Raw genomic sequence first — 18,654 nt, forward strand, 5'->3', positions numbered from 1 at the left:
CTCACTTATAAGTGAATATCACTATGATAAAAATTTTCTTGACCGCAATTATTTACTTCACATTCCTTATGATTTTCCCCTTTACTGGGTATGATTTTTTCTGGAAATACTCTCCATCCCTGCTTAATATATTTCTATTCTTTGTAATAATTTTTTCAATCTACTTTACGATACTGAAACAGTGGAAAGTCTCATTTAGAGAAAAGGTTAAATATAGCGTATTATTTTTGGCAATATCTACGATTTATTATTTTTCAGTAGAAAAAAAATCATCATACGAAATAAACCCAAGTACTTATTATACTTTTGATAGATTTGATGGAGGGGCCTTTACTTCTTCCACTCTATCTAATCTTATCAAACTAGACAGAGTGGCATTAATTCTCGCAAAAAAAACTGTGATAAAAACATACGAGAATGTTAAAAAAGAAAAGATTAAGTCTGTAGAGGGGGGGCACTTAATAATAGAATTAGAAGACTACTCTGGAAAGATTGAATCTGATCAAATTGAAGTTAACAATCTAAAAGGTAATGTTCAATGAACGGCGTCAACCTCCTCAAATGAAGGAGGAGGTCTCATAAATCTTACGGCCTAGCAAGTACTCAAGACTGAAGACAATTATTACAATGTGTGCAAGGCCATACAAAAGCAGTTGACCCTACTCTTCCAGGAGAGTCAATATCTGAATTGACTCTTTCGGCGAGAGCTTTAGCCCATGTTTCTCCACTATCGCCATAAACCGCTACACGTAGATTGCCTGGACCGGTTCATACGGTGGCATCCACTCATCAGGGCCTGTGTTCCCCTTGCTCTGGTTCCGGCCGTCATCGACCAACCATAGATCCCAAAATCTTCTGCAAACATCTTTTTAGCTCTGTCTAGCAAGCTAAACCACTGGACTGGTCAGCTCAGGAAAATGCGAGGGTGTGTTCAACAGATCAGACTGAAGAACTAGCCAATGTAGGTGTCTAGGCGCACCCCTTTGTTGGCCATGAAGCTCTTAATGCTGATGAAGGCAAATAGGGCTAAGTTAAACCGCCTGCATCCAAAGAGCTGAAGCAAAGATTAGGAAAATAAATTTAACTTATGCTGAAAATTAGCTAAAAATTCTGTGCAATAGATACATCTTTTTATCTTAAGAATACATAAAGCAACAAAAACACACCCTAAATACTTTAAGTCAAAACTGGCAAAGGTATTTATTATCCCTTTTTTGACTATCCATTAAGAGTAATAGAGTTTTATGGCTCAACTGCACCAAAAATAGAGCGCCTCTTAATTGATAGACATTTGAAACACTGGTAGCATCAGCTGCCAAAGAATCTTAAGAAGAAGTGTACCGAAATAATTTATAAGGTAAATACAACATCAACGAATACGCATAATGTTATAACTACAAAGTGTAGCCCCCATGCAAATCAAAATAGCTGACATAATTCTGCGCACATCGACACTTATAGGCTTAACTACCTAGGAGTAATACATCTGGAGCCCACACACTGTGAACCTCAGGTAAAATATTGTCGAAATGCTTAGAAGTGGTTGAATTTTTGATGCGAAGGCTCATTTTTATGTAATCCAGGCTGCCTCTGGAACAGAACCATTCAACCAGTAGTTTATTAAGGATATTTAACGTGATCGCTAGACTTTTGACTTTCTTAGCTCTTATTTTTTCTGGCAGCACTAGTGCACAAATAATAATAATGCCCCCAGAACTTTATGAACCAAACGTATATTGGTGCAACAACTGTGAAAGCTATCAAAATAAAGCTAACGAGGTAGCACTCGACAACTGGCGTAAGAAATACTACATAATTGACACTAACAATGACGTTATTAAAGCATACATAGGTGTGAACTCAAGCGGATCGAGCATGGAGCCAGACGCTGCAATAGGGCAACCATCTAGTGTAGATAGCGAATTTGAGAATCTTTTTGACAACTTAATGATTGCCTATATAGATTTATCTACAACAGACCCAATACAAATTCCAGCTGAAATTGGAAATAGCGCCTGGGACATGTCAGGAAAAAGTAAGACTAGAAATGATATCGCAGATTATTTATCTGAAAACATTGGCCTAAGAAATAAAATAGGTAACTATGCTACAGCTGCAACGGAAATTGCAGGAATAATCGAAGCAGAGATCACAGTAACAATCGTTTTTGTGGACGGATCATCTGCAAAATTCAAAATTTCTGAAATTAATAACAACCAAATAGAGTTTGAGTATATAGAAGGCAGCGCCAAAGACGCCAACAACAACTCTGTACCAACGACAGTTAAAGGATTCGCTGGAACTTTTGTACTTGAAACTCCTGAGCAAATAAATGAATTCCTGCAAGGATACAATAATTGGGGAGGAAATATGCCAGGCCTGGAAGGGTGCAAGAAAGCTGACGTCACTTGCGAAGTAATAGGTGACGAGGTCAGGTGTGTTGCAAAAAGCGTAAGCTGTTAATACCACCACCCATTGATAATGGTGCTCTCGAGTAACATTCCTAACCAAACCGCCATATTAAACGATCCTGTTTTGACATAGCTCTAAGAACCAAGGCTGACTACGATCTCTTAGAGCTATGGCTACCCTACTCTTCCAGAAGTGCCAATATCTGAGTTGACTCTTCCGGCGAGAACTTCAGTCCATATTTCTCCACTATCGCCATAAACCGCTGCACAAAGATTACCTGGACCGGTTCATAAGGTAGCATCCACTCATAGGGACCCTTATCGCCCTTGGTTTGGTTCCGGTCGTCATCGACTAGCCATAGATTCTCAGGGTCTTCTGCAAATTGACGCTTCAGCTTAACAGTCCAATTGGCACCATCATGCTCATGTGCCCAAGACAACGGCACGATGTGCTCAACATCTAAGTCGGACGCCAGACTATAGAATTGACCTGTATAAGGGTCCAACCACAGGCCTGTATCTACAGCGCTTAGCATTGGTGAAGGTTACAGGTGCCAAGGAGAACTGAACTAGGAGCTCATGGTGTGTGCTCTGACAATTACCGTCAGAGTCAGACCAGCGTGGCAGCCAGATAAAACGGTAGAATCAGGTGCATGACGACCCCTCATTGTTGCTTTAAGGGATCGCACAGGAGGTAGATTAGGAGAACAAACACAGGTTATTGCACATTAGACAAGCGCACGGCATTTATTTTTGGGCGACCACTTAAGCAGCCACTAATACTCAAGCCTACTTGTTTACCGGCCATAAAAGCTGCAAGTAAAGTTGACAGTTTAGCCTCGCTTCCTGAATCGTTTAAGAGATCAATACGGTATGAACTGCTACTACCACAGTTCTCAGGGTCTATAGCCGGCGTGCTCATCCGTACATCAACAAAGGGAGTCCAGGGAGCAATGTACGTGATCTCAGACACTGGCACTTCGGCACTTCGGCACTAAGCGCATTGTTTGAAATAGAAAAAAAAGCACAAAGAAAATATATTTTTTTCATATTCTAATCTAAATAATAAATAATAAGGCATCTAAAAAAGTGCCATGTTATCTACCTTGCATGCTAAATCCATTAAATCAAATAGTTTATATCTCTGATTAAAGCCAAGCACATGGCAGAATCATAATCACTCTTTTGCTGGTCGATATTTTGACCGCTGTCGACCAATTTGAGAACCCCTATAATAGAATTTTAGTGGCAGATTAGAGGGATTGCTTAAGATGCCTGTCACTATTTGTCAAAATTTATACTTATCTTAGATTCCGCTGATGAAGCCTAAGCAGCAACCACTCTATTATTTTGAGGAAACGTACAGAAATCCAACTGTAGGAACAAACACAACCTGTCACAGCAATAACGCTAAGTTAACCGACGCACGGTGTGAAGCACGCTTTTGCGCGTCCCACGGAGACCGCTTGCGGACGTAGTGTAGTTGAACATTTTGTTAAGTGCTTACTCCGAAACTCTATTAATATCACAGTTAGCCCTGATCATTTTGCTTTTTAAATTAGGCTCTCCCTTTCTTGAAACCCACATGTGCCCAGTAGTGGATATCTGTGGAATCATGAAGCGCTGCATACAACCAGGCATGTATTCGTGCCAGTGGAGCATGAACTTGACACTGGTCGAGCCGCTAATAGGAAACTTCTCATACCAAGGGGCGCGACAACCTTTTATGGTCTCGTATTCGCCCAAAATAGCATAACTGTGGGCCATGCCGATATTTTCACCTTGTGCTGTTTCATGAAAGTAGCCCTTCACACGAAAACTTGTCTCACCTTCAATCGGTGTACACTCAAACTCTACCCTAGCCCCTGCAACAGATGATGAAGACCAAATTAGTAACAAGAAGATGAGAAGTCTCATAGGCACTGGTCTTGCCCACAAAAAGTAGACACTCTAACTATGCGTATTTTCGCTCATACTCTGCTGGACTTACATAGCCTAATGCAGAGTGCCTACGAACCCTATTGTAGAAAATCTCAATGTATTCAAACACCTCAGATTTTGCTTGCTCTTCGCTTTCGAATGTTCCGGCATAGACCAGCTCGACTTTTAATCTGCTAAAGAATGATTCCATTGCCGCATCATCCCAACAGTTAGCCTGGCGACTCATACTCGGCTTGCACTTGCTTTCGGACAAGAGATCCTGGTATTTCTGCGATCGATATTGCATACCCCTGTCAGAGTGAACTATTAGTCCAGGCTTTATTTGTCGTCGCTCTAGAGCCATTTTCAATGCTCGACGTGTCAATTCATCCGTCATCTGGGAGTCGAATGCCCAACCTACAATACGTCGAGAGTACAGATCCATAACTACCGCGAGGTACAACCACCGCTCCAGAACCCAGATATACGTAATGTCACTTGTCCAGCGGCAATTTGGTCGATCCACATCAAAGCAACGCTTAAGTAAGTTGGCGGAGACATTAATGCTCCCCTCTACGGGCTGACTATATCGAAAGCCTTTGCCGTTTCTCGCTTTAATATGCTCCTGATGCATAAGCTTAGCGACGTAGTTCCGTGAACATGGCTCACCTAACTCTCGAAGCTCGCAAGCGATTCTAGGCGCTCCATAACGACCTTTAAACGCAGTAAACGTCTCTCGGATTTTATCGATTGTTCGTATCTTTCTAATCGTGCGAGAAGGTGGCAACCGCCCTCGCCATCGATAATAACCCGATCTTGAGACTTCTAAACACCGACACATCAAGCTAACCGGGAATGACCCCACATGCTCTTGTATCAGTGCGTACTTTACTCTTGGTGGTTCGCAAAGTACGCAGCTGCCTTTTTTAGAAATTCAACCTCCTGACGTGCTTCATGCAGTTCCTTCTTGAGCTTGCGAACTTCAGTGCTTTCCTGCTTGGAATAGTTGACGCCGTCTAAACTATTGAACTGCTTATCAGACAGTCGATTAAATTGACGACGCCAGTTGTAGATCTGCTGTGCGCTGACGCCTAGCTCTCGTGCCACGGAGGCCGTTGTTGCTCCAGGCTTTTCTGCTCTCTTAACTGCTTCTCTACGGAACTCCTCCGTATACGCCTGAGTTATTTTCTTACCCATGATACACCTCCGTGTTAGGCCTAAACCTAACTATACAGGGTGTCTACTAAACGTGGGTAAGTCTTAACGCTAACGCCACAAGCAAAGGCGCGCATTAGCGCGTCCAGCCCGCAGGGCGGTTTTTCCTTGCCTTGTTAAATTTAGGGCCTGCATTCTAGCCATACTCTTTCACCAGGGTGATGCTCCGCTATTGTTGTAAGGGCCTCGTTCAGTTCTTCTTCATTTACTGGATCAATTTCATAGCTGAAGTTTGTAATATCAAGCTTCATTTCTCGATAGCTATCTATCTCAGATGCACTCAAAACGTTGCAGCCAATCCAAACAGGGTACTTACCTGTTTTAATTACTGCTTCAAGCTCTCTAAACCCTTCTTTTGTAGTTGCAAATATGACCATGCGAATTTAATGCCAGGTTTAGCGGCCGCGGCAAGCGTAGCTTGACGAGGTCCGATGGAGGCCGCAGGCTGGAACATACTGCAACCTCTTGTTCTACATTTACTGGATAATATCTGGGCAGTACAGGTTTTCTGCGCCAGCAATTCCGCCCATAACTTTTACCCAATATCTATTAGAATTAAAATCAATAATGATTTCATAACTATATACATCGCTTATTACTGGATTTGACGGAATGTAATAGTTGTAAACAACATGATCTCTACTGATTTTCTGCCAGGGTATTTCATCGATTTTGTTTAGATCTTTAACCGTAAATTCTCCTGTACTACTCATATTTTCTTAGATGAGTGATGAAATCAATTCTGGAATATTAGCTTCGTGACCCTGCTTAACAAATTGGATCTCTGACTGCACTGCAGAACTAATAAGAAAAATCAACATGGTCAGTGGTACTCGTATCATATTTGTAGATCGCCAATGTAAACGGCGAGCGACGCAAGAGCGAGTCCAGCGGGATGCCGAAGACATGTAGCGGTGTTTAACATTTTTGTTAAATGTTTTTGTCATGCACTTTAAAGTTAGCATTAGCAACCGCCACCATCTCCGCCTCCACAACCCCCATCACCACCAAAAAATCCACCACCGCTATCTCCACTGTGACCACCACGACCACTATCCGGACCTAAAAGAAAAACAAATTTGATTAGCAGTAGAATTAGAAATACGCCTACTAAAATTGGCAAGATCGTACTTTGAAATACACTTTCTGATTGAAGGTCGGTGTAGTGCCATGAAGCAACTAAACCTAAAATAAATACTATCCATGAAAACATCATTTTAATCCTGAATGACATTTAACGCCGGCCACAGCGGCTGGCAAAACTGGCGATTTTTGTGCGCAAGCATAAAAAGTGACAGGTTTGACAGTCCGCTGCTGGCCCTTGTTAAGTGCTGAACTCATTTGGGTAACTACTTGTTAAATAGTTCATTGGAGGGTTATCAATACCAATTACATGCTCGGGTTTGAACCAAAGCTTACAGCCCGGCTCTAGATAGCCACTACCCGGCTCGATACAACTTGGTTCGTTATCAAGGATGCCTAAATAATGACCTTTTGTCTTTTTAAGGACAATAACCCACATCCGCTCTCCTGAGACTTGAACCGATCCATCTCCGTCTTGAGTTTCAATATCGAAAGCAAGCTTCGCAGCTTGCCCTCGCTTTAAGTTGAAACGATCTTCTTTAGATGGAATCTCGAAAGTTTCAGGGTTCTTCTGTTGCTCGAACTCAACGTTTCGGATTTCCCAAAAGTGCTCTTCTATGTTTGGTAATACGGGATCATCCCACACTTTCTCGATTCCTCCGCGCACTTAACGCCGTGCTAAGCGGCTGATTTTGTTGATTTGAATTTGTGCTATTCAAGCACAAATTTGATGCAATGAAAATGAGTCCGCCTTGAGCGCCTTGTTATGCGCATTTAGTAATGGTTATCTGGGTGGTTTCTTGCTGCTTAAGATTTGTTTCCACTTTCTTAAACCATGCTCACCCACAATAAGAAGGCTAAAGACTGTCACTACGATAATCCATTTGGGCATAGAGAGTGCTATGACTGCGTTGCTTACAATTAAGGTCGGTATGATAATGAAAATAATCCAATAAAGGGGTGTGATGTGCTTTTCATTCATTGTGCGAGTATTTTAGTTTAGAAGAGGGCGGAGTTTCATTGCACATAACGCCTGCGACTGCGGAAACCGGCGATTTTAGACGCGAAGCGCCGTCCCGGTTGTCCGACAGCATGCGTTTGTTAACTGTGGTGCACGTCACTACACACGCCTTTCGTTATTAGGAACACAGCGCCCCAATAAATCAACAAATAGAACGTTGTAAATAAAAACCTACCTAATTTTGTTGGTAGAAGCCCTATATCTTTTTGGAACCCGAACAATTCGTCTGTTGCTATGAGTCCAGGAGAGAGATATAGCATCTCAACCAGCTGACCAATATTACTTATTACCTCAGAATCGCTTCGCCCCACCATTAGAAGGGTAAACGGTAAAGCAATAATAACTACGGACACCCAAATATGTTTATTCATAGCGTACAGTTAACGCCGCCGGCAGGGGCAGCTTACTAGCTTAATGCCGACTCCGCTCACTACTGCAACAATACCAAATTAGCCGAGTTACTGGAGTGCAAGTTTTGGCCAAAAATCGATTTCTTCCGTAAAAATGGGATGCCATATATAAATTAGCGATATATTTCCCGGAAGCAAGAGAGCTTTGTAAGCCGGCATACCTCCGCCATACACGTTCCAATTTATAAAAAATGCTACTAGGCCGACAAGTAAACCAACCAGTTCTGAAATAGAAGCGACAGCCATAGTGCTGAATTTATTCATATTGCCCAATAATGCAGTGCGCACAGGCGAGCGAAACGCAGTGTAGCAAGTCCAGCCGCGTAGCGGCGATTGTGCCACACCTTGTTATGAGTGAGCTCACTCATAAGTTTTGCCTGCATGTATTATTTGTGCCGCCCGTAGCCATGCGTTGCCTTGCTCATTGCTTGCTTCTGAGTCCTCGGCGTAAGCAACAGCACTTTCAAGAAAACCTTCGATAGTAATATTTTGCCAACCTAAAGACCCAGCACTATATGGAGACGATGGGCTTTTCTTTTCAATTTGAATTTCTCTCTCGCGGTCTTTCATTAGCGCAGTGAGAAACTGTAAAAAAGTTTTCTCGTCATGAACTTTTTCGATGAGATCAAATAAATCGGTTTCCATACTCTCTTTTACTCATAACGCCTTTAGCAGTGGCAGGCAAAGCGCAGCTTTGACTGTCCAGCCCCGAAGGAGCGATGTTGCCTAAACTCTTTATAAGCTGATTTCACTAGGTATTTCACTAAAAAACTCAAATTCATTTTCCATGCCCAAACCATTGCCTCCACCGATATACCTAACACCGACAGCCGTACCTTCTGGAGTATTTTCTATTTGAATGACGACACAAGGTACTTTTGTATTTGACTCCTCATCTAGTTGGAGTGCAAACAGAGGAAGACCTGTTTCGTAAGGCTCGCTGCCTGTTGGAACATAAAATGCTGCTCGGCCTTCCGATACGTCAGCTTTTGTAGCAGCCCTACCTGAAATACATGGCGTATCTTTCCAGTTGTTAATATCGATTGCTTCCCACATCACACTTTCCTCAGGCTTATAACATTGAGCTAACCGGCAGCCAGTGCGAAGCACGCTTTTGGCTGTCCGACGGAGGTCGCATGCGGCCGGAGTGTAGTTAAGCTTTTTGTTAGGCATGCTCTCTACTCAGCTACTGAACACGAGTAACACTCCCTTTATTTGGAAACATTAAATGCTTTGCACGCTTCGTGGTAATACCCCAATCGTCGGTTTCCCACCGCCTATCGCCTGCCTCGGTTAGAAATAGAATGGTACTCCAAGACTCAGAATTACTCCAAGTCTCTACCTTAACTAGGGCGTCGCTTATGGAGTAGTCACTTAAGCTATCTCCGTCTCGCTCACTTAGCAAAATGGTGCCGTCATTGATGAGAGATTCTATGATGTTGGTTACATCAATAGAACCGTGGTCCCACTTCTCAAACTCCCATTTTAGCTCTATCAGCGATGACTCCTCTGATGCATTTAGAGCGACAAGGAAGTAAGCATCTTGCTCGGTGATTATTTTCATATGATGCCTAACACCCCACACAGGGGCAGATAAATAAGCACAGCGTTTTGGTTGTCTCAGCGACCAACGGGAGCGATCGCTGCGGCTTATTATGTTTCATCGATGGGCTCAACTAACCATCGACCTTTATCTAAATATGCCACATAGCCGGGCTTTAGGTCTTTAAATCCAGCTATCCATGGAAATTTCGTAAACAAGCACCCCATACACACAATCATTCCGTCACTTGCATCTTCGGTGGTATTGCACATGAACTGCCAATCACCACCCTTCCAGTGGAGAACCTCAACAATGGGCTGCTCTCCGCTCATGACGAACTTGGTGGTAACTGCCCCTACATTGTCATCAAAATCGAATGGCCAGTCTTCTGGGCTGAAGGAATGTTTATGTGCTTCTACTTTATTCATGACAAAACATAACGCCTAGATCAGGTGCGCCGTGGGCGTCACCTGGATTTTTTGTTAGGTGAACATTGCTCCGTTGTTGCAAGCCCAAGATCTATATAAGCGATTATGTAACCGTATTCCTTCTTTGTTAGCTCACCAATAGTATATTTTTCCTTTACCAGTTTATGTGACCACTGACGACCACATGGTGCATTGGGAATCGTTGTATTAATTTCAAGCAAGTAGGTTTCGTTTATTTTATAGCCTTTTTTGACAGCTGCTTTAGCACACAAACTTAAAGAATACTCAACTGCATACTTATCAATAGTAGGATTACCAATAAACTCTATATCACATGCAAGTTTTCGATCTCCTTGTGAGTCAAAGTAATACAATTTACCAGTACTCGTGCATCCTGCCAGAAATAAGGCAATGACAATGAAAACTATTTTCAAATTTTTCAATGATATTCCTTGTTCACCTAACGCCCCGCACAGGGGCAGACAAATAAGCGCAGTGTTTTGGCTGTCCCTGCGACCAACGGGAGCGCCTGCTGCGGTTTGTTAACTACTTTGTATAAGAGCATATGGAATTAGAACTGTTGCAGCCAAGGCTCCCAGTAGGATGGGGATTAGGAAAACCCAAGCTATAGGCCGCCACCCGTCACTCCATATAATAGAACCCTCAAAATGGTTTATAGGTCCATAAGTTAAAACAATAAACAGTCCTAAATTCGTCCACACCCACAGCATTACCAGTAATGCCGTCGAGACAGGAGACCAACCTATAAAAGGAAGAAAAAAGGACACAACTAATAACCACCTGAATGGATAAAGCTTAAGTGCAACCTTTGTATAAAAATCAGTAAATAGTCTCATAGTACATACAACAGTTAACGCTTCAAACGGGGGCGCGCGGTAGCGCGTCCCGGCCCGAAGGGCCCTTGCTGCTTTGTCTTGTTAAGTGTTTACCCCAGCCCAGACCTACTACATATGATGAAAGCAACGCAAAACCGATGCTAAAAAACGCTAATGACTCAGCGTAGTCTTGATTGGCGTAAGCCATGGAGAGCGATAAAATCACTAGCGGCAGGCTTAAAATAACAGCACACGCTAATACGGCATAGATTGCTTGAACTCCATTTGCTTTTCCGTACCACAAGCCAACACAAATACCTGCAATTAGCCCAGACAAACAAATTGCATCTTGACCGGAATATGTTCCTGCCAATTTATAGAACCCAATAGTTCCTACCCCTATAAAGAGAAGCATCAATCCTAAAATTTTGAAAATGTGCTTGATCATGTTTTTACACTTAACGCCCGGCGTACAAGCAAAGCAGGTAGTGCTTTGTCCAACCACACGAAGTGTGGCGATTGTGCCGCCACTTGTTAAGTGTTGATGTACTGCCTGTACTCTTCATGGACATCATTGTCTATTTCCACACCTCTGTTACCGCCATACAGCCGGTCATTTTTATCTTTACGGGGCCCGGATATCCAATAGTGGTCACCAGACTCGACCTCGAAGTAATTTGCTTTAAAGCCACTACCTTTAAGGCTTTGAAATTTCATTCCTCGATAGTAAAGCGTTTTTCCTGACTTTGATAAGTAAACACGACCAATACGAGCCTCACCTTCTAGGCCGCCCGACTTATCTTCGATATACATTATTTTAGAGCGAGATAGCTTGAATTCTGAAGGAAGTTTCTCTCCCTCAAATTCTCGCTCTTCTTGCTTTCCTTGATGTCTACTCATGGATTTTACACATAACGCCGCCGACAGGGGCAGCTTACCTTATGCGTCTTTTGCGCGAAAATGGGTGCAAAGCGACCCACGCGAAAGGCGCATAAGGTAAGCTGCCCCGCGGAGGGCCGGAGGCCCAGAGCAAATTGCCCGACCTTGTTATGGAGCCCTACCACGAGACTTGATCCATGGCATTCCTGTACGAAGAAAGAGTTTTATAAGTAGCCACTTTAAGAGGTAGCTTTTGCCTCAATACCTGGTATAGAAATACTGGCACTAGCCAAAATACAAAGGTTATTCCCTGCACCACCAATCCGACAATTACTATTTCATTCTCGAAACCTTCGACTAGAAAGAAGAATAACACCAGTAAATTGATGCAACCCACTGCCCATAGAGCTCGGCGGGCATCCTTCACCAATACATCATCTACTACTTCTTTTTGTTTATTGCTCATAGTTGAAAAGCTTCATAACGCCCGCGTCATTTGCCGCAGCGAAGCGGAGGTCAAATGCACGCACTTGTTACGTTTTTATTCAGAACTAGCATAGATTTTTTCTAGTTCGACCACTCTCATTTCACTTAATCGGCGTTTACAGAATGCCATATGTAATCGGTAACCACTGAAGTTTTCAAGTCCGTCCATTTCATTTATAAGTGCACAGTGTGAATCCCTATATGAGCGCCACACAGCTGAGGTTGATTTAAAGCGTTCTATTAATTCGTTTCCATCGGCAGCTTTACTTAGTTTCTCAATAATCTCTGCGTCTAGAGCATCAATTCTTCTTTCAGCTATCATATTATGAGCCCAACCACATTGTGCCGCCCCCCATTTACCACCAGCATCGTCGCATGGATCGTAAATATTCAACTTAATGCACTTTATTAGAATCTCCTGATCTTTAATTGCCCTACATGACTGCCGATCAATCGAAAACGATTCTAAGTCACTCCCGCTCCATAAAAGTTCTCTGAGCTCTGCTGTGCGTTGCTTGTATGCCGAGATGCAACTCTTTTCATCTTTACATGCATCATTCCGCTTTTTAATCCAGCTAATCTGCTCTTTCTTAATCTCCAACGACTTTTGCCCTGCAAATGTCGACATGACAGACTTATAGACAGCTGATAGATTTTCATCATAAGATCCAAGTCGCCTATTAGAACAGATCAATAATTCAGAACTGGTAGAAGCCTTCTCACAATCAAAGCTTGTGGCAAAAATATCAGGTGAGCCAACAATCAAAAAAGCAATTAATGTAAAGAAACTAATTTTCATTAAATATCCTTATCGCACGTAACGTCTCAAACACCGGCATGGTGAAGTTGGCGGCTTTTTTGGAACAAAAAAGGGGACAGCTTTGACTTGTTAACCATTGCCCTCATACCTTAGCCAAGTGCTACCAAGAACAATGGAATCGAACTTGATACCTTTTTCTGTAACTTCCATTTCATAAGGCGGATCTACAGCTGTGGCTGATATTTTCTTGCCCGATAATGAAAAAAGGAAGCATTCTAACTCACCAGTTTCAAGCACATACTCTTTATGCCTACTTAAACCCCAAAAGAGGCACATATTCTCAATACCTATGAGTTTGCTGTCTCTTGTAGATACCCGGGCACTAATGGAGCCACAACCTAAGAACAAAATACCTGTTTCAGGCACGTACAACACTTCCTGAGATACACCCGATGAGCACGACTCCCAGAAAACATAAATAGTCAGATAATCATTGAAGGTAATGGTAGATAAAGTGTTATTTTCAGAGTTACTTGACTCAATAAATATATCTTTATCTCGGCACCAACTGGGATCGGAGCACTCTTCATGCTCTATCTTGATTTCTGCGTCATTTATTGTGATTTTGCTCGATATCATTTTTTATGGTTAACGCCCGGCTTAGGGGCGGACTTGGAGTTCTTTGTGATGTGCTAGCCTAGCGATAAGCACATAAGCAAACAACGGAAAGGCCGACCCAGCCATGCGTCTTTTTACATGGCGACTACAGCCGTTTGTTAAGCGATGCCACCTAAACACCAAAATAGCTACTTACAGCTGCTGTTAATAACAGCAAGCCAAAGAATACAAACATATTTTTAGCAGCCTTACACCTATAAATCTTACCTTTTTCATTCAACCCTCTTGGTACCCACAGAGAGTTAAAAAAGTTAAACCTTACAAATGAACTCTGATTAGTTACATCCTTATTTCTATTTACAGATGCTTTAAACATAAAATAAATACCTTTAAAAAAGCACAACCCACCAATTACTATCGTAACGGCTAGCAAAATGGTTGAAATGACGGCTCCAGCTAATTCCATAGTTTACCGCTTAACAGTTTATTAATGAGCCAATGGCTAACTATCCATTTGGCCACTATTTCTGGGAGGGAGCTTCCAAGCTCCACAGAAAAGCCTATACATACAGCAGGTTATAAATTTTTGTCTAAATAGTAACCAGAGATAGTGAGCCATTGGCTCAAGTCGCCTGGCTCGCCCCCCGCTCTTGAACACATTTTACCCATAATTAAATCAATAAGTTAGGGGGGAATTTCTGAAGATGTAAGCCATGGCTCTATAATTCGAGCTTTCGCACCGGCGGTAGGCCCTCTCCACTACTGAAAACCACAGCTAGTATCACCCGCTCGGAATCGCTATAGCCACAATCGAGTTATGCACAGCCAGACGGTTAGCCACTTCGACAATGCAGCTCGCTACCAAATCAGCGGCATGGTCGGCGACGATTACCGGCTGGCCCGCATCGGTCTGCAGAGTCTTGATGGTTACATAAACGCTGGACATCAGATCACCAGCGCCATCAGTCTGTACATTATTCTGATCATCAATGACGGCAATGGTGCATTTAAGCACTGCAGTCGCTTGAGCATCGCTATTGGTGGGCTCTGTGATCTGGGTTACCGTTGCACGCACAATAGTGCCCGCACTGTGGCCGTCATCGATGGTGTAGGCGAACTGCCAGGCCATCAGGCCTGGCACTGTTATCGGGGAAAAGCTGTGCATTATCTATTCCTTTGCTTAATCAGATTTATGTACGCCGTTATGGGGGATGATGCGATGCTGGGGACCGGTACCGGCGGCATAGCTCTTGCCACCTACAGAGACCTTGTACACGGTACGGAGGCCGGCACATTCGACCCGCTCGACGGTTTCCCAGGTGAGCGGCTCTTCTTCAAGCAGTACACCCAGCTCAACGCCCTCGCAGTACTGCGCCTCGTAGACCCGCCCTGCACGGTCGGTAACGGGGGTTTCACGGCTGCAAATTACCTAGGCACCGCTTGTTGTGGTGAGCAATACGCAGGGTATTTCTGGCTCTGCATCTACCGCGCCAGTAATGAGGCTTAGATGGGTTTCCTCGTCGCCGGTATCCCAGCAGTCGATCAGGTCTCCGCTTTCGCAGTTGTCCGATAGGAAACCTTCGCGCAGCCAACTGCCTGCAGCAACGCACCAGGGGTCTCCGAGTACCGTGGTGCCGCCGCCATTGCTCGGGGTGGTAATGGTGCCAACACCTCGGCGCCAGGTATTGGCGGCCAGCTGGGAAATGTTGGTGGTTGCGTAATGGGTAACAGCGCCGCCCTGAGTATCCGGATCATCGCACTACACGTAGTACGACAAAGACAAGCTCGGCGAACTCCTCGCTATAAATAAAAAAGACCAGTGTGAAGCCGGAAATCTTAGCTCCAGGTTTACTGACGAATGCGCAAAGCAAGTTGCAAAAGAATTGCGTGAGGAGCTGGAGCCTTTAGCAACTGAATATGGATATGTCCGGGCGGCTTGATGTTTAAGCCTCCCTATTTAATCACGGGAGTGAGCAAAATGTCTGAGAATCTAAGTATCTGGCAGCGAGTAAAGAAAACTGACGCTCGCTTTGTAAAAGAATCAACGTTATAAGGCCGCAAAACCGCCAGTATCAACTATATAACCATGGTTGAGAAAGCCACCGAAATATCGGGATCAACCGGAATTGGTTGGGGTTATGAAATTGTGGAGAGCGAGACGACCGGAGCGCACCAATAATTGTGGAAGGTCAGGAAATTGGCCACAACCTCACCCATACAATCAGGCTCCGCCTCTGGTACATGATCGATGGAGTGGGCGGTCATGTTGAAAACTACTGCCATATACCTCGCATCTATTGGTCATATAAAAATAAGTATTTTTTCGAAGATAAAGAGGCTGCCAAAAAAGTCTCTTTCTGACGCCCTCAAAAAATGCTTCTCGTTCCTCGGATTCTCTACAGACATTCATAGCGGTGCGAATACCATCAGGAGCGTCAATTAGAAAGCCAAATCGCTAATGATTTATCACTGCTTACAACTATGCGCCGTGGTGATGTGTGCAGCTTGCGGCTGGATAAGCATGTAACCGATGCTGGTATTGATAAAGGGGTTGAGAAGTCAATTAATCAACGCGGCGAGGAGAGGGCTACATATTTGCGCTGGTCTTATAATCACCACCCTGGTTTACGCCAGATAATAAACCAAGCCCGACAGCTTTCCCTTCAAAACTACCGGTGCCCTTTTGCGGTTTCATATCAACCAAAGAAAAGACAGCCGCGGGCGAAGCAAGATGAACATTAGTGCAGGTTAATGCCAGCAAGGCTATCAAACCAATTTAAAGAGGCGCGAGACACCGCAGAGGTTCGCCAGGACTTACCCAATAGCGCCAGGCCAACCTTTCACGAGTTGCGCGCCCTAGCCTCTCACCTGCTCAAGAAATCCGGTCACAGCCCGGAAGAGATTGCAGAAATATGCGCCCATACAGATGCGGAAATTACTGAGAAGTTTTATCTCGGTGGACATGAGCGGGAATACAAAGAAGTGGGTATCAGCATCGACCCAAAACTACTGCTGCGGAAGTGATTGAGAGTTTTTTACGGGGTTTTTGTACGCTCAATCGGGAAAACTGGCTGAAAGCCGCATGATATATAGAGAAAGATGGTCGGAGCGGCCGGATTTGAACCGACGACCACCACACCCCCAGAAGCACTGGTACAAAAACCTAACCCATTGGTTTTAAAAGATTTTATAGTTGGAATAGCCGCCTATGCAAGCAGCGTCGAAAATAGTGACGAAACTGTACAGGCATACACTACTTTGCTAAGCGGTACGGTGATACCGGATTGACGCCTTAACCACCCCCTCAACTAGCAATTCTTGGCCCTCCCAGACCGGTATTGGCTTGTAATTGCCATTGGCCGACAATAGCCGGCCTCGCTTCAAGTCCAAGATTTTGCATGCCAGCTGCCCATCAAGTACCACTACCACAACGTTTCTTACTACTCGTGCCAAAGATCAGTCAGCAGCACGAAAATTGCTATCGAAGATACCCCTACTTAGAGTTACCATTGCTGCGAGTATAGAGGACGGACTGCCTGTTAAATACTCATCATGGCTATCATCCATCTAACATCAGTCATCTACTGGGGGCGTGTAATTTACTCAGAGATAATTGTGGCCAATACAAGAGGCTGCTTAAAATACTCTTCAATATTTACTGCCACTTACTACTGCATCGTAGAGCCCATATTTCCATTGCCAATTTGCACGACAATAGCTGTTTGACCAATTCCTGTCTGTGTAGTTGAGTAGCTATTATTACTACCTATTTGAGAAGTTATCGCTGTACTCAAAGTAGCTCCCATTTGAGAGATATCTACAGTATTCATGGAACCAAATTGATTGCTAACAGCGGCGCTAGCAGTAGTCTCAATTTGAAACAAATCTGTATTATTCCCCGTACCGACTTGAATGACCGAGGCACTACTTGTGGTTGTTTGACCTTGAACAAGGGTGGCATTATTTCCTAGGCCTATTTGATCAATTAGGGCACTGCTCGCTGTTACTTCACTCTGAGCAAGAAAGTTTGTATTCTGTGAGCCTGCTTGGTTGATAAAAGCAATACTAGCAGTAGTATCCCCCTGAGCCAGGAAGGCTGTATTCATTGCCCCTCCTTGATTTATTAAAGCACTACTTGCAATAGTTGCACCTTGACTAGTAGTAGCATCGTTCATAGAGCCCAGCTGATTAATCCAGGCACTAGTCGCCATTGTTTCACTTTGCCCAGAAATAGCCATATTCATAGTACCAACTTGGTTAATCAAAGCACTACTGACTATGGTTGTACCTTGGCCAATTTCAGCATTATTCATAGTACCTATTTGATTAATGATAGCAGCGCCTAAAGTAGTATCTACTTGCTCAGCGTATGTTATATTTCCTTGTCCTAGCTGACTAATTGAAATAAGACTAAGTGCAGTATTATCCTCTTGTATAGATTCTGAGCTATTTAACTCCCCAACTTGTATATGGTTTACTGTACTATTGTTGGTGCCTGTGGTTTGAGATATATCCGAACCATTAGAAACACCAATCTGTGTTTGGGTAATGAGATTGTTATGAGTAGTTGGATCTACTTGATTTGAGTTAGCTATATTATCGGACCCAACTTGAATTAATATCGCTGTATTGTTTCCCGCAAAGGCATCTAGACCAATTACAGCAGACACGACAGTAGCTAGAGAGATTAACTTCTTCATTAGTAACCCTTATACAATAGTTGTACGCATATATACATCTTGTGGTCATCGTTGAGCACGGCAGTCATTTTCGTACAATTTTATACTACGTATCGAAATGACTGATTTAGTAGCCAGCGAACTAAATACTGTATTCATCAAACAGTAAAATCATATATTGCTATGGATACTATCAGCGCATGGAAAGAGTCTGGAAAGAGCAAAACCAACCCATACTTCAATTTATAAGGTTGGATAAATCTATCTCTGAGTTAACCAAGTAATTCTGACACCTAAAATCGTACTCAAACAAAACCAACGGGATAAGTCTTGCAGAGAACTAGGCTAGGATCCATAGGATAAAA

The 18,654-nt window shown here is 43.4% G+C and carries 28 protein-coding genes; 5 read left to right on the forward strand and 23 right to left on the reverse strand.

Annotated elements, in window-relative coordinates; genetic code table 11:
* Positions 1 to 23 precede the first annotated feature (23 nt).
* Both ACJJI7_RS21370 and ACJJI7_RS21375 read left to right on the forward strand, forming a co-directional pair.
* Positions 24 to 542 (forward strand): hypothetical protein, encoded by a 519-nt coding sequence (locus ACJJI7_RS21370; protein ID WP_444901264.1) that lies wholly within the window; start codon positions 24 to 26, stop codon positions 540 to 542.
* 1,093 nt (positions 543 to 1,635) lie between these two features.
* Complete coding sequence (locus ACJJI7_RS21375) at positions 1,636 to 2,463, forward strand: hypothetical protein (protein ID WP_282953019.1); 828 nt, start codon at positions 1,636 to 1,638, stop codon at positions 2,461 to 2,463.
* Between the two features lie 127 nt (positions 2,464 to 2,590).
* Here the strand turns inward: ACJJI7_RS21375 and ACJJI7_RS21380 are convergent, their stop codons facing one another.
* The 22 genes from ACJJI7_RS21380 to ACJJI7_RS21485 form a co-directional block, all read right to left on the reverse strand.
* Positions 2,591 to 2,947 (reverse strand): GmrSD restriction endonuclease domain-containing protein, encoded by a 357-nt coding sequence (locus ACJJI7_RS21380; protein WP_282953018.1) that lies wholly within the window; start codon positions 2,945 to 2,947, stop codon positions 2,591 to 2,593.
* 182 nt (positions 2,948 to 3,129) lie between these two features.
* Positions 3,130 to 3,384 carry a hypothetical protein gene (locus ACJJI7_RS21385; RefSeq protein ID WP_444901263.1) on the reverse strand — a complete coding sequence of 85 codons (255 nt, stop codon included), beginning with the start codon at positions 3,382 to 3,384 and terminating at the stop codon, positions 3,130 to 3,132.
* Positions 3,385 to 3,914: 530 nt separating this feature from the next.
* The gene (locus tag ACJJI7_RS21390; protein WP_020413310.1) at positions 3,915 to 4,328 is read right to left on the reverse strand and encodes a hypothetical protein; all 414 of its coding nucleotides are present in this window, start codon (positions 4,326 to 4,328) and stop codon (positions 3,915 to 3,917) included.
* Positions 4,329 to 4,365: 37 nt separating this feature from the next.
* Positions 4,366 to 5,265 (reverse strand): IS3 family transposase, encoded by a 900-nt coding sequence (locus ACJJI7_RS21395; protein ID WP_475717150.1) that lies wholly within the window; start codon positions 5,263 to 5,265, stop codon positions 4,366 to 4,368.
* The gene (locus tag ACJJI7_RS21400) at positions 5,220 to 5,528 is read right to left on the reverse strand and encodes a transposase (protein WP_282953016.1); all 309 of its coding nucleotides are present in this window, start codon (positions 5,526 to 5,528) and stop codon (positions 5,220 to 5,222) included. Before ACJJI7_RS21400 ends, ACJJI7_RS21395 begins: the two co-directional genes overlap by 46 nt.
* Before the next feature lie 140 nt (positions 5,529 to 5,668).
* The gene (locus ACJJI7_RS21405) at positions 5,669 to 5,923 is read right to left on the reverse strand and encodes a hypothetical protein (RefSeq protein WP_282953015.1); all 255 of its coding nucleotides are present in this window, start codon (positions 5,921 to 5,923) and stop codon (positions 5,669 to 5,671) included.
* Positions 5,924 to 6,022: 99 nt separating this feature from the next.
* Complete coding sequence (locus ACJJI7_RS21410) at positions 6,023 to 6,259, reverse strand: hypothetical protein (protein ID WP_282953014.1); 237 nt, start codon at positions 6,257 to 6,259, stop codon at positions 6,023 to 6,025.
* A gap of 251 nt (positions 6,260 to 6,510) precedes the next feature.
* Entirely contained in the window at positions 6,511 to 6,762 is a 252-nt protein-coding gene (locus tag ACJJI7_RS21415) for a hypothetical protein (RefSeq protein WP_282953013.1), read from the reverse strand.
* Between the two features lie 108 nt (positions 6,763 to 6,870).
* Positions 6,871 to 7,275: a hypothetical protein gene (locus tag ACJJI7_RS21420; protein WP_282953012.1), complete on the reverse strand. Its 405-nt coding sequence runs from the start codon at positions 7,273 to 7,275 to the stop codon at positions 6,871 to 6,873.
* Positions 7,276 to 8,108: 833 nt separating this feature from the next.
* Positions 8,109 to 8,324, reverse strand: coding sequence for a hypothetical protein (locus tag ACJJI7_RS21425; RefSeq protein ID WP_444901262.1), 216 nt, complete (start codon positions 8,322 to 8,324; stop codon positions 8,109 to 8,111).
* Positions 8,325 to 8,420: 96 nt separating this feature from the next.
* Positions 8,421 to 8,705, reverse strand: a complete 285-nt coding sequence (locus ACJJI7_RS21430; protein WP_282953011.1) for a hypothetical protein — start codon at positions 8,703 to 8,705, stop codon at positions 8,421 to 8,423.
* Between the two features lie 90 nt (positions 8,706 to 8,795).
* Positions 8,796 to 9,116 (reverse strand): hypothetical protein, encoded by a 321-nt coding sequence (locus ACJJI7_RS21435; protein WP_282953010.1) that lies wholly within the window; start codon positions 9,114 to 9,116, stop codon positions 8,796 to 8,798.
* A gap of 130 nt (positions 9,117 to 9,246) precedes the next feature.
* Positions 9,247 to 9,624 carry a hypothetical protein gene (locus ACJJI7_RS21440; protein WP_282953009.1) on the reverse strand — a complete coding sequence of 126 codons (378 nt, stop codon included), beginning with the start codon at positions 9,622 to 9,624 and terminating at the stop codon, positions 9,247 to 9,249.
* Positions 9,625 to 9,713: 89 nt separating this feature from the next.
* Positions 9,714 to 10,031, reverse strand: a complete 318-nt coding sequence (locus ACJJI7_RS21445) for a hypothetical protein (RefSeq protein WP_282953008.1) — start codon at positions 10,029 to 10,031, stop codon at positions 9,714 to 9,716.
* Between the two features lie 38 nt (positions 10,032 to 10,069).
* Positions 10,070 to 10,474, reverse strand: a complete 405-nt coding sequence (locus tag ACJJI7_RS21450) for a hypothetical protein (RefSeq protein WP_282953007.1) — start codon at positions 10,472 to 10,474, stop codon at positions 10,070 to 10,072.
* 436 nt (positions 10,475 to 10,910) lie between these two features.
* Positions 10,911 to 11,315: a hypothetical protein gene (locus ACJJI7_RS21455; protein ID WP_282953006.1), complete on the reverse strand. Its 405-nt coding sequence runs from the start codon at positions 11,313 to 11,315 to the stop codon at positions 10,911 to 10,913.
* A gap of 86 nt (positions 11,316 to 11,401) precedes the next feature.
* Positions 11,402 to 11,767 carry a hypothetical protein gene (locus tag ACJJI7_RS21460; protein WP_282953005.1) on the reverse strand — a complete coding sequence of 122 codons (366 nt, stop codon included), beginning with the start codon at positions 11,765 to 11,767 and terminating at the stop codon, positions 11,402 to 11,404.
* A gap of 157 nt (positions 11,768 to 11,924) precedes the next feature.
* Complete coding sequence (locus ACJJI7_RS21465) at positions 11,925 to 12,212, reverse strand: hypothetical protein (RefSeq protein WP_282953004.1); 288 nt, start codon at positions 12,210 to 12,212, stop codon at positions 11,925 to 11,927.
* A gap of 75 nt (positions 12,213 to 12,287) precedes the next feature.
* Entirely contained in the window at positions 12,288 to 13,031 is a 744-nt protein-coding gene (locus ACJJI7_RS21470) for a lysozyme inhibitor LprI family protein (protein ID WP_282953003.1), read from the reverse strand.
* Positions 13,032 to 13,121: 90 nt separating this feature from the next.
* A complete protein-coding gene (locus tag ACJJI7_RS21475; RefSeq protein WP_282953002.1) occupies positions 13,122 to 13,631 on the reverse strand; it encodes a hypothetical protein in 510 nt (169 codons plus the stop codon).
* Positions 13,632 to 13,782: 151 nt separating this feature from the next.
* Positions 13,783 to 14,076: a hypothetical protein gene (locus ACJJI7_RS21480; RefSeq protein WP_282953001.1), complete on the reverse strand. Its 294-nt coding sequence runs from the start codon at positions 14,074 to 14,076 to the stop codon at positions 13,783 to 13,785.
* A 315-nt stretch (positions 14,077 to 14,391) separates the two neighbouring features.
* Positions 14,392 to 14,775, reverse strand: a complete 384-nt coding sequence (locus ACJJI7_RS21485; RefSeq protein WP_282953000.1) for a hypothetical protein — start codon at positions 14,773 to 14,775, stop codon at positions 14,392 to 14,394.
* Between ACJJI7_RS21485 and ACJJI7_RS21490 the strand changes: the two genes are divergently transcribed.
* From ACJJI7_RS21490 to ACJJI7_RS21500, 3 genes are all read left to right on the forward strand, one after another.
* On the forward strand, positions 14,770 to 15,117 hold the full coding sequence (locus ACJJI7_RS21490) for a hypothetical protein (RefSeq protein ID WP_282952999.1): 348 nt from the start codon (positions 14,770 to 14,772) through the stop codon (positions 15,115 to 15,117). The two genes, ACJJI7_RS21485 and ACJJI7_RS21490, sit on opposite strands and share 6 nt — an antisense overlap.
* Positions 15,107 to 15,331, forward strand: coding sequence for a hypothetical protein (locus ACJJI7_RS21495; RefSeq protein WP_282952998.1), 225 nt, complete (start codon positions 15,107 to 15,109; stop codon positions 15,329 to 15,331). Before ACJJI7_RS21490 ends, ACJJI7_RS21495 begins: the two co-directional genes overlap by 11 nt.
* 1,030 nt (positions 15,332 to 16,361) lie before the next feature.
* Positions 16,362 to 16,634 (forward strand): site-specific integrase, encoded by a 273-nt coding sequence (locus tag ACJJI7_RS21500; protein WP_282952997.1) that lies wholly within the window; start codon positions 16,362 to 16,364, stop codon positions 16,632 to 16,634.
* Positions 16,635 to 17,278: 644 nt separating this feature from the next.
* Here the strand turns inward: ACJJI7_RS21500 and ACJJI7_RS21505 are convergent.
* The gene (locus ACJJI7_RS21505) at positions 17,279 to 18,310 is read right to left on the reverse strand and encodes a hypothetical protein (RefSeq protein ID WP_444901261.1); all 1,032 of its coding nucleotides are present in this window, start codon (positions 18,308 to 18,310) and stop codon (positions 17,279 to 17,281) included.
* Positions 18,311 to 18,654 lie beyond the last annotated feature (344 nt).

It is taken from the genome of Microbulbifer variabilis (genome assembly GCF_056232115.1).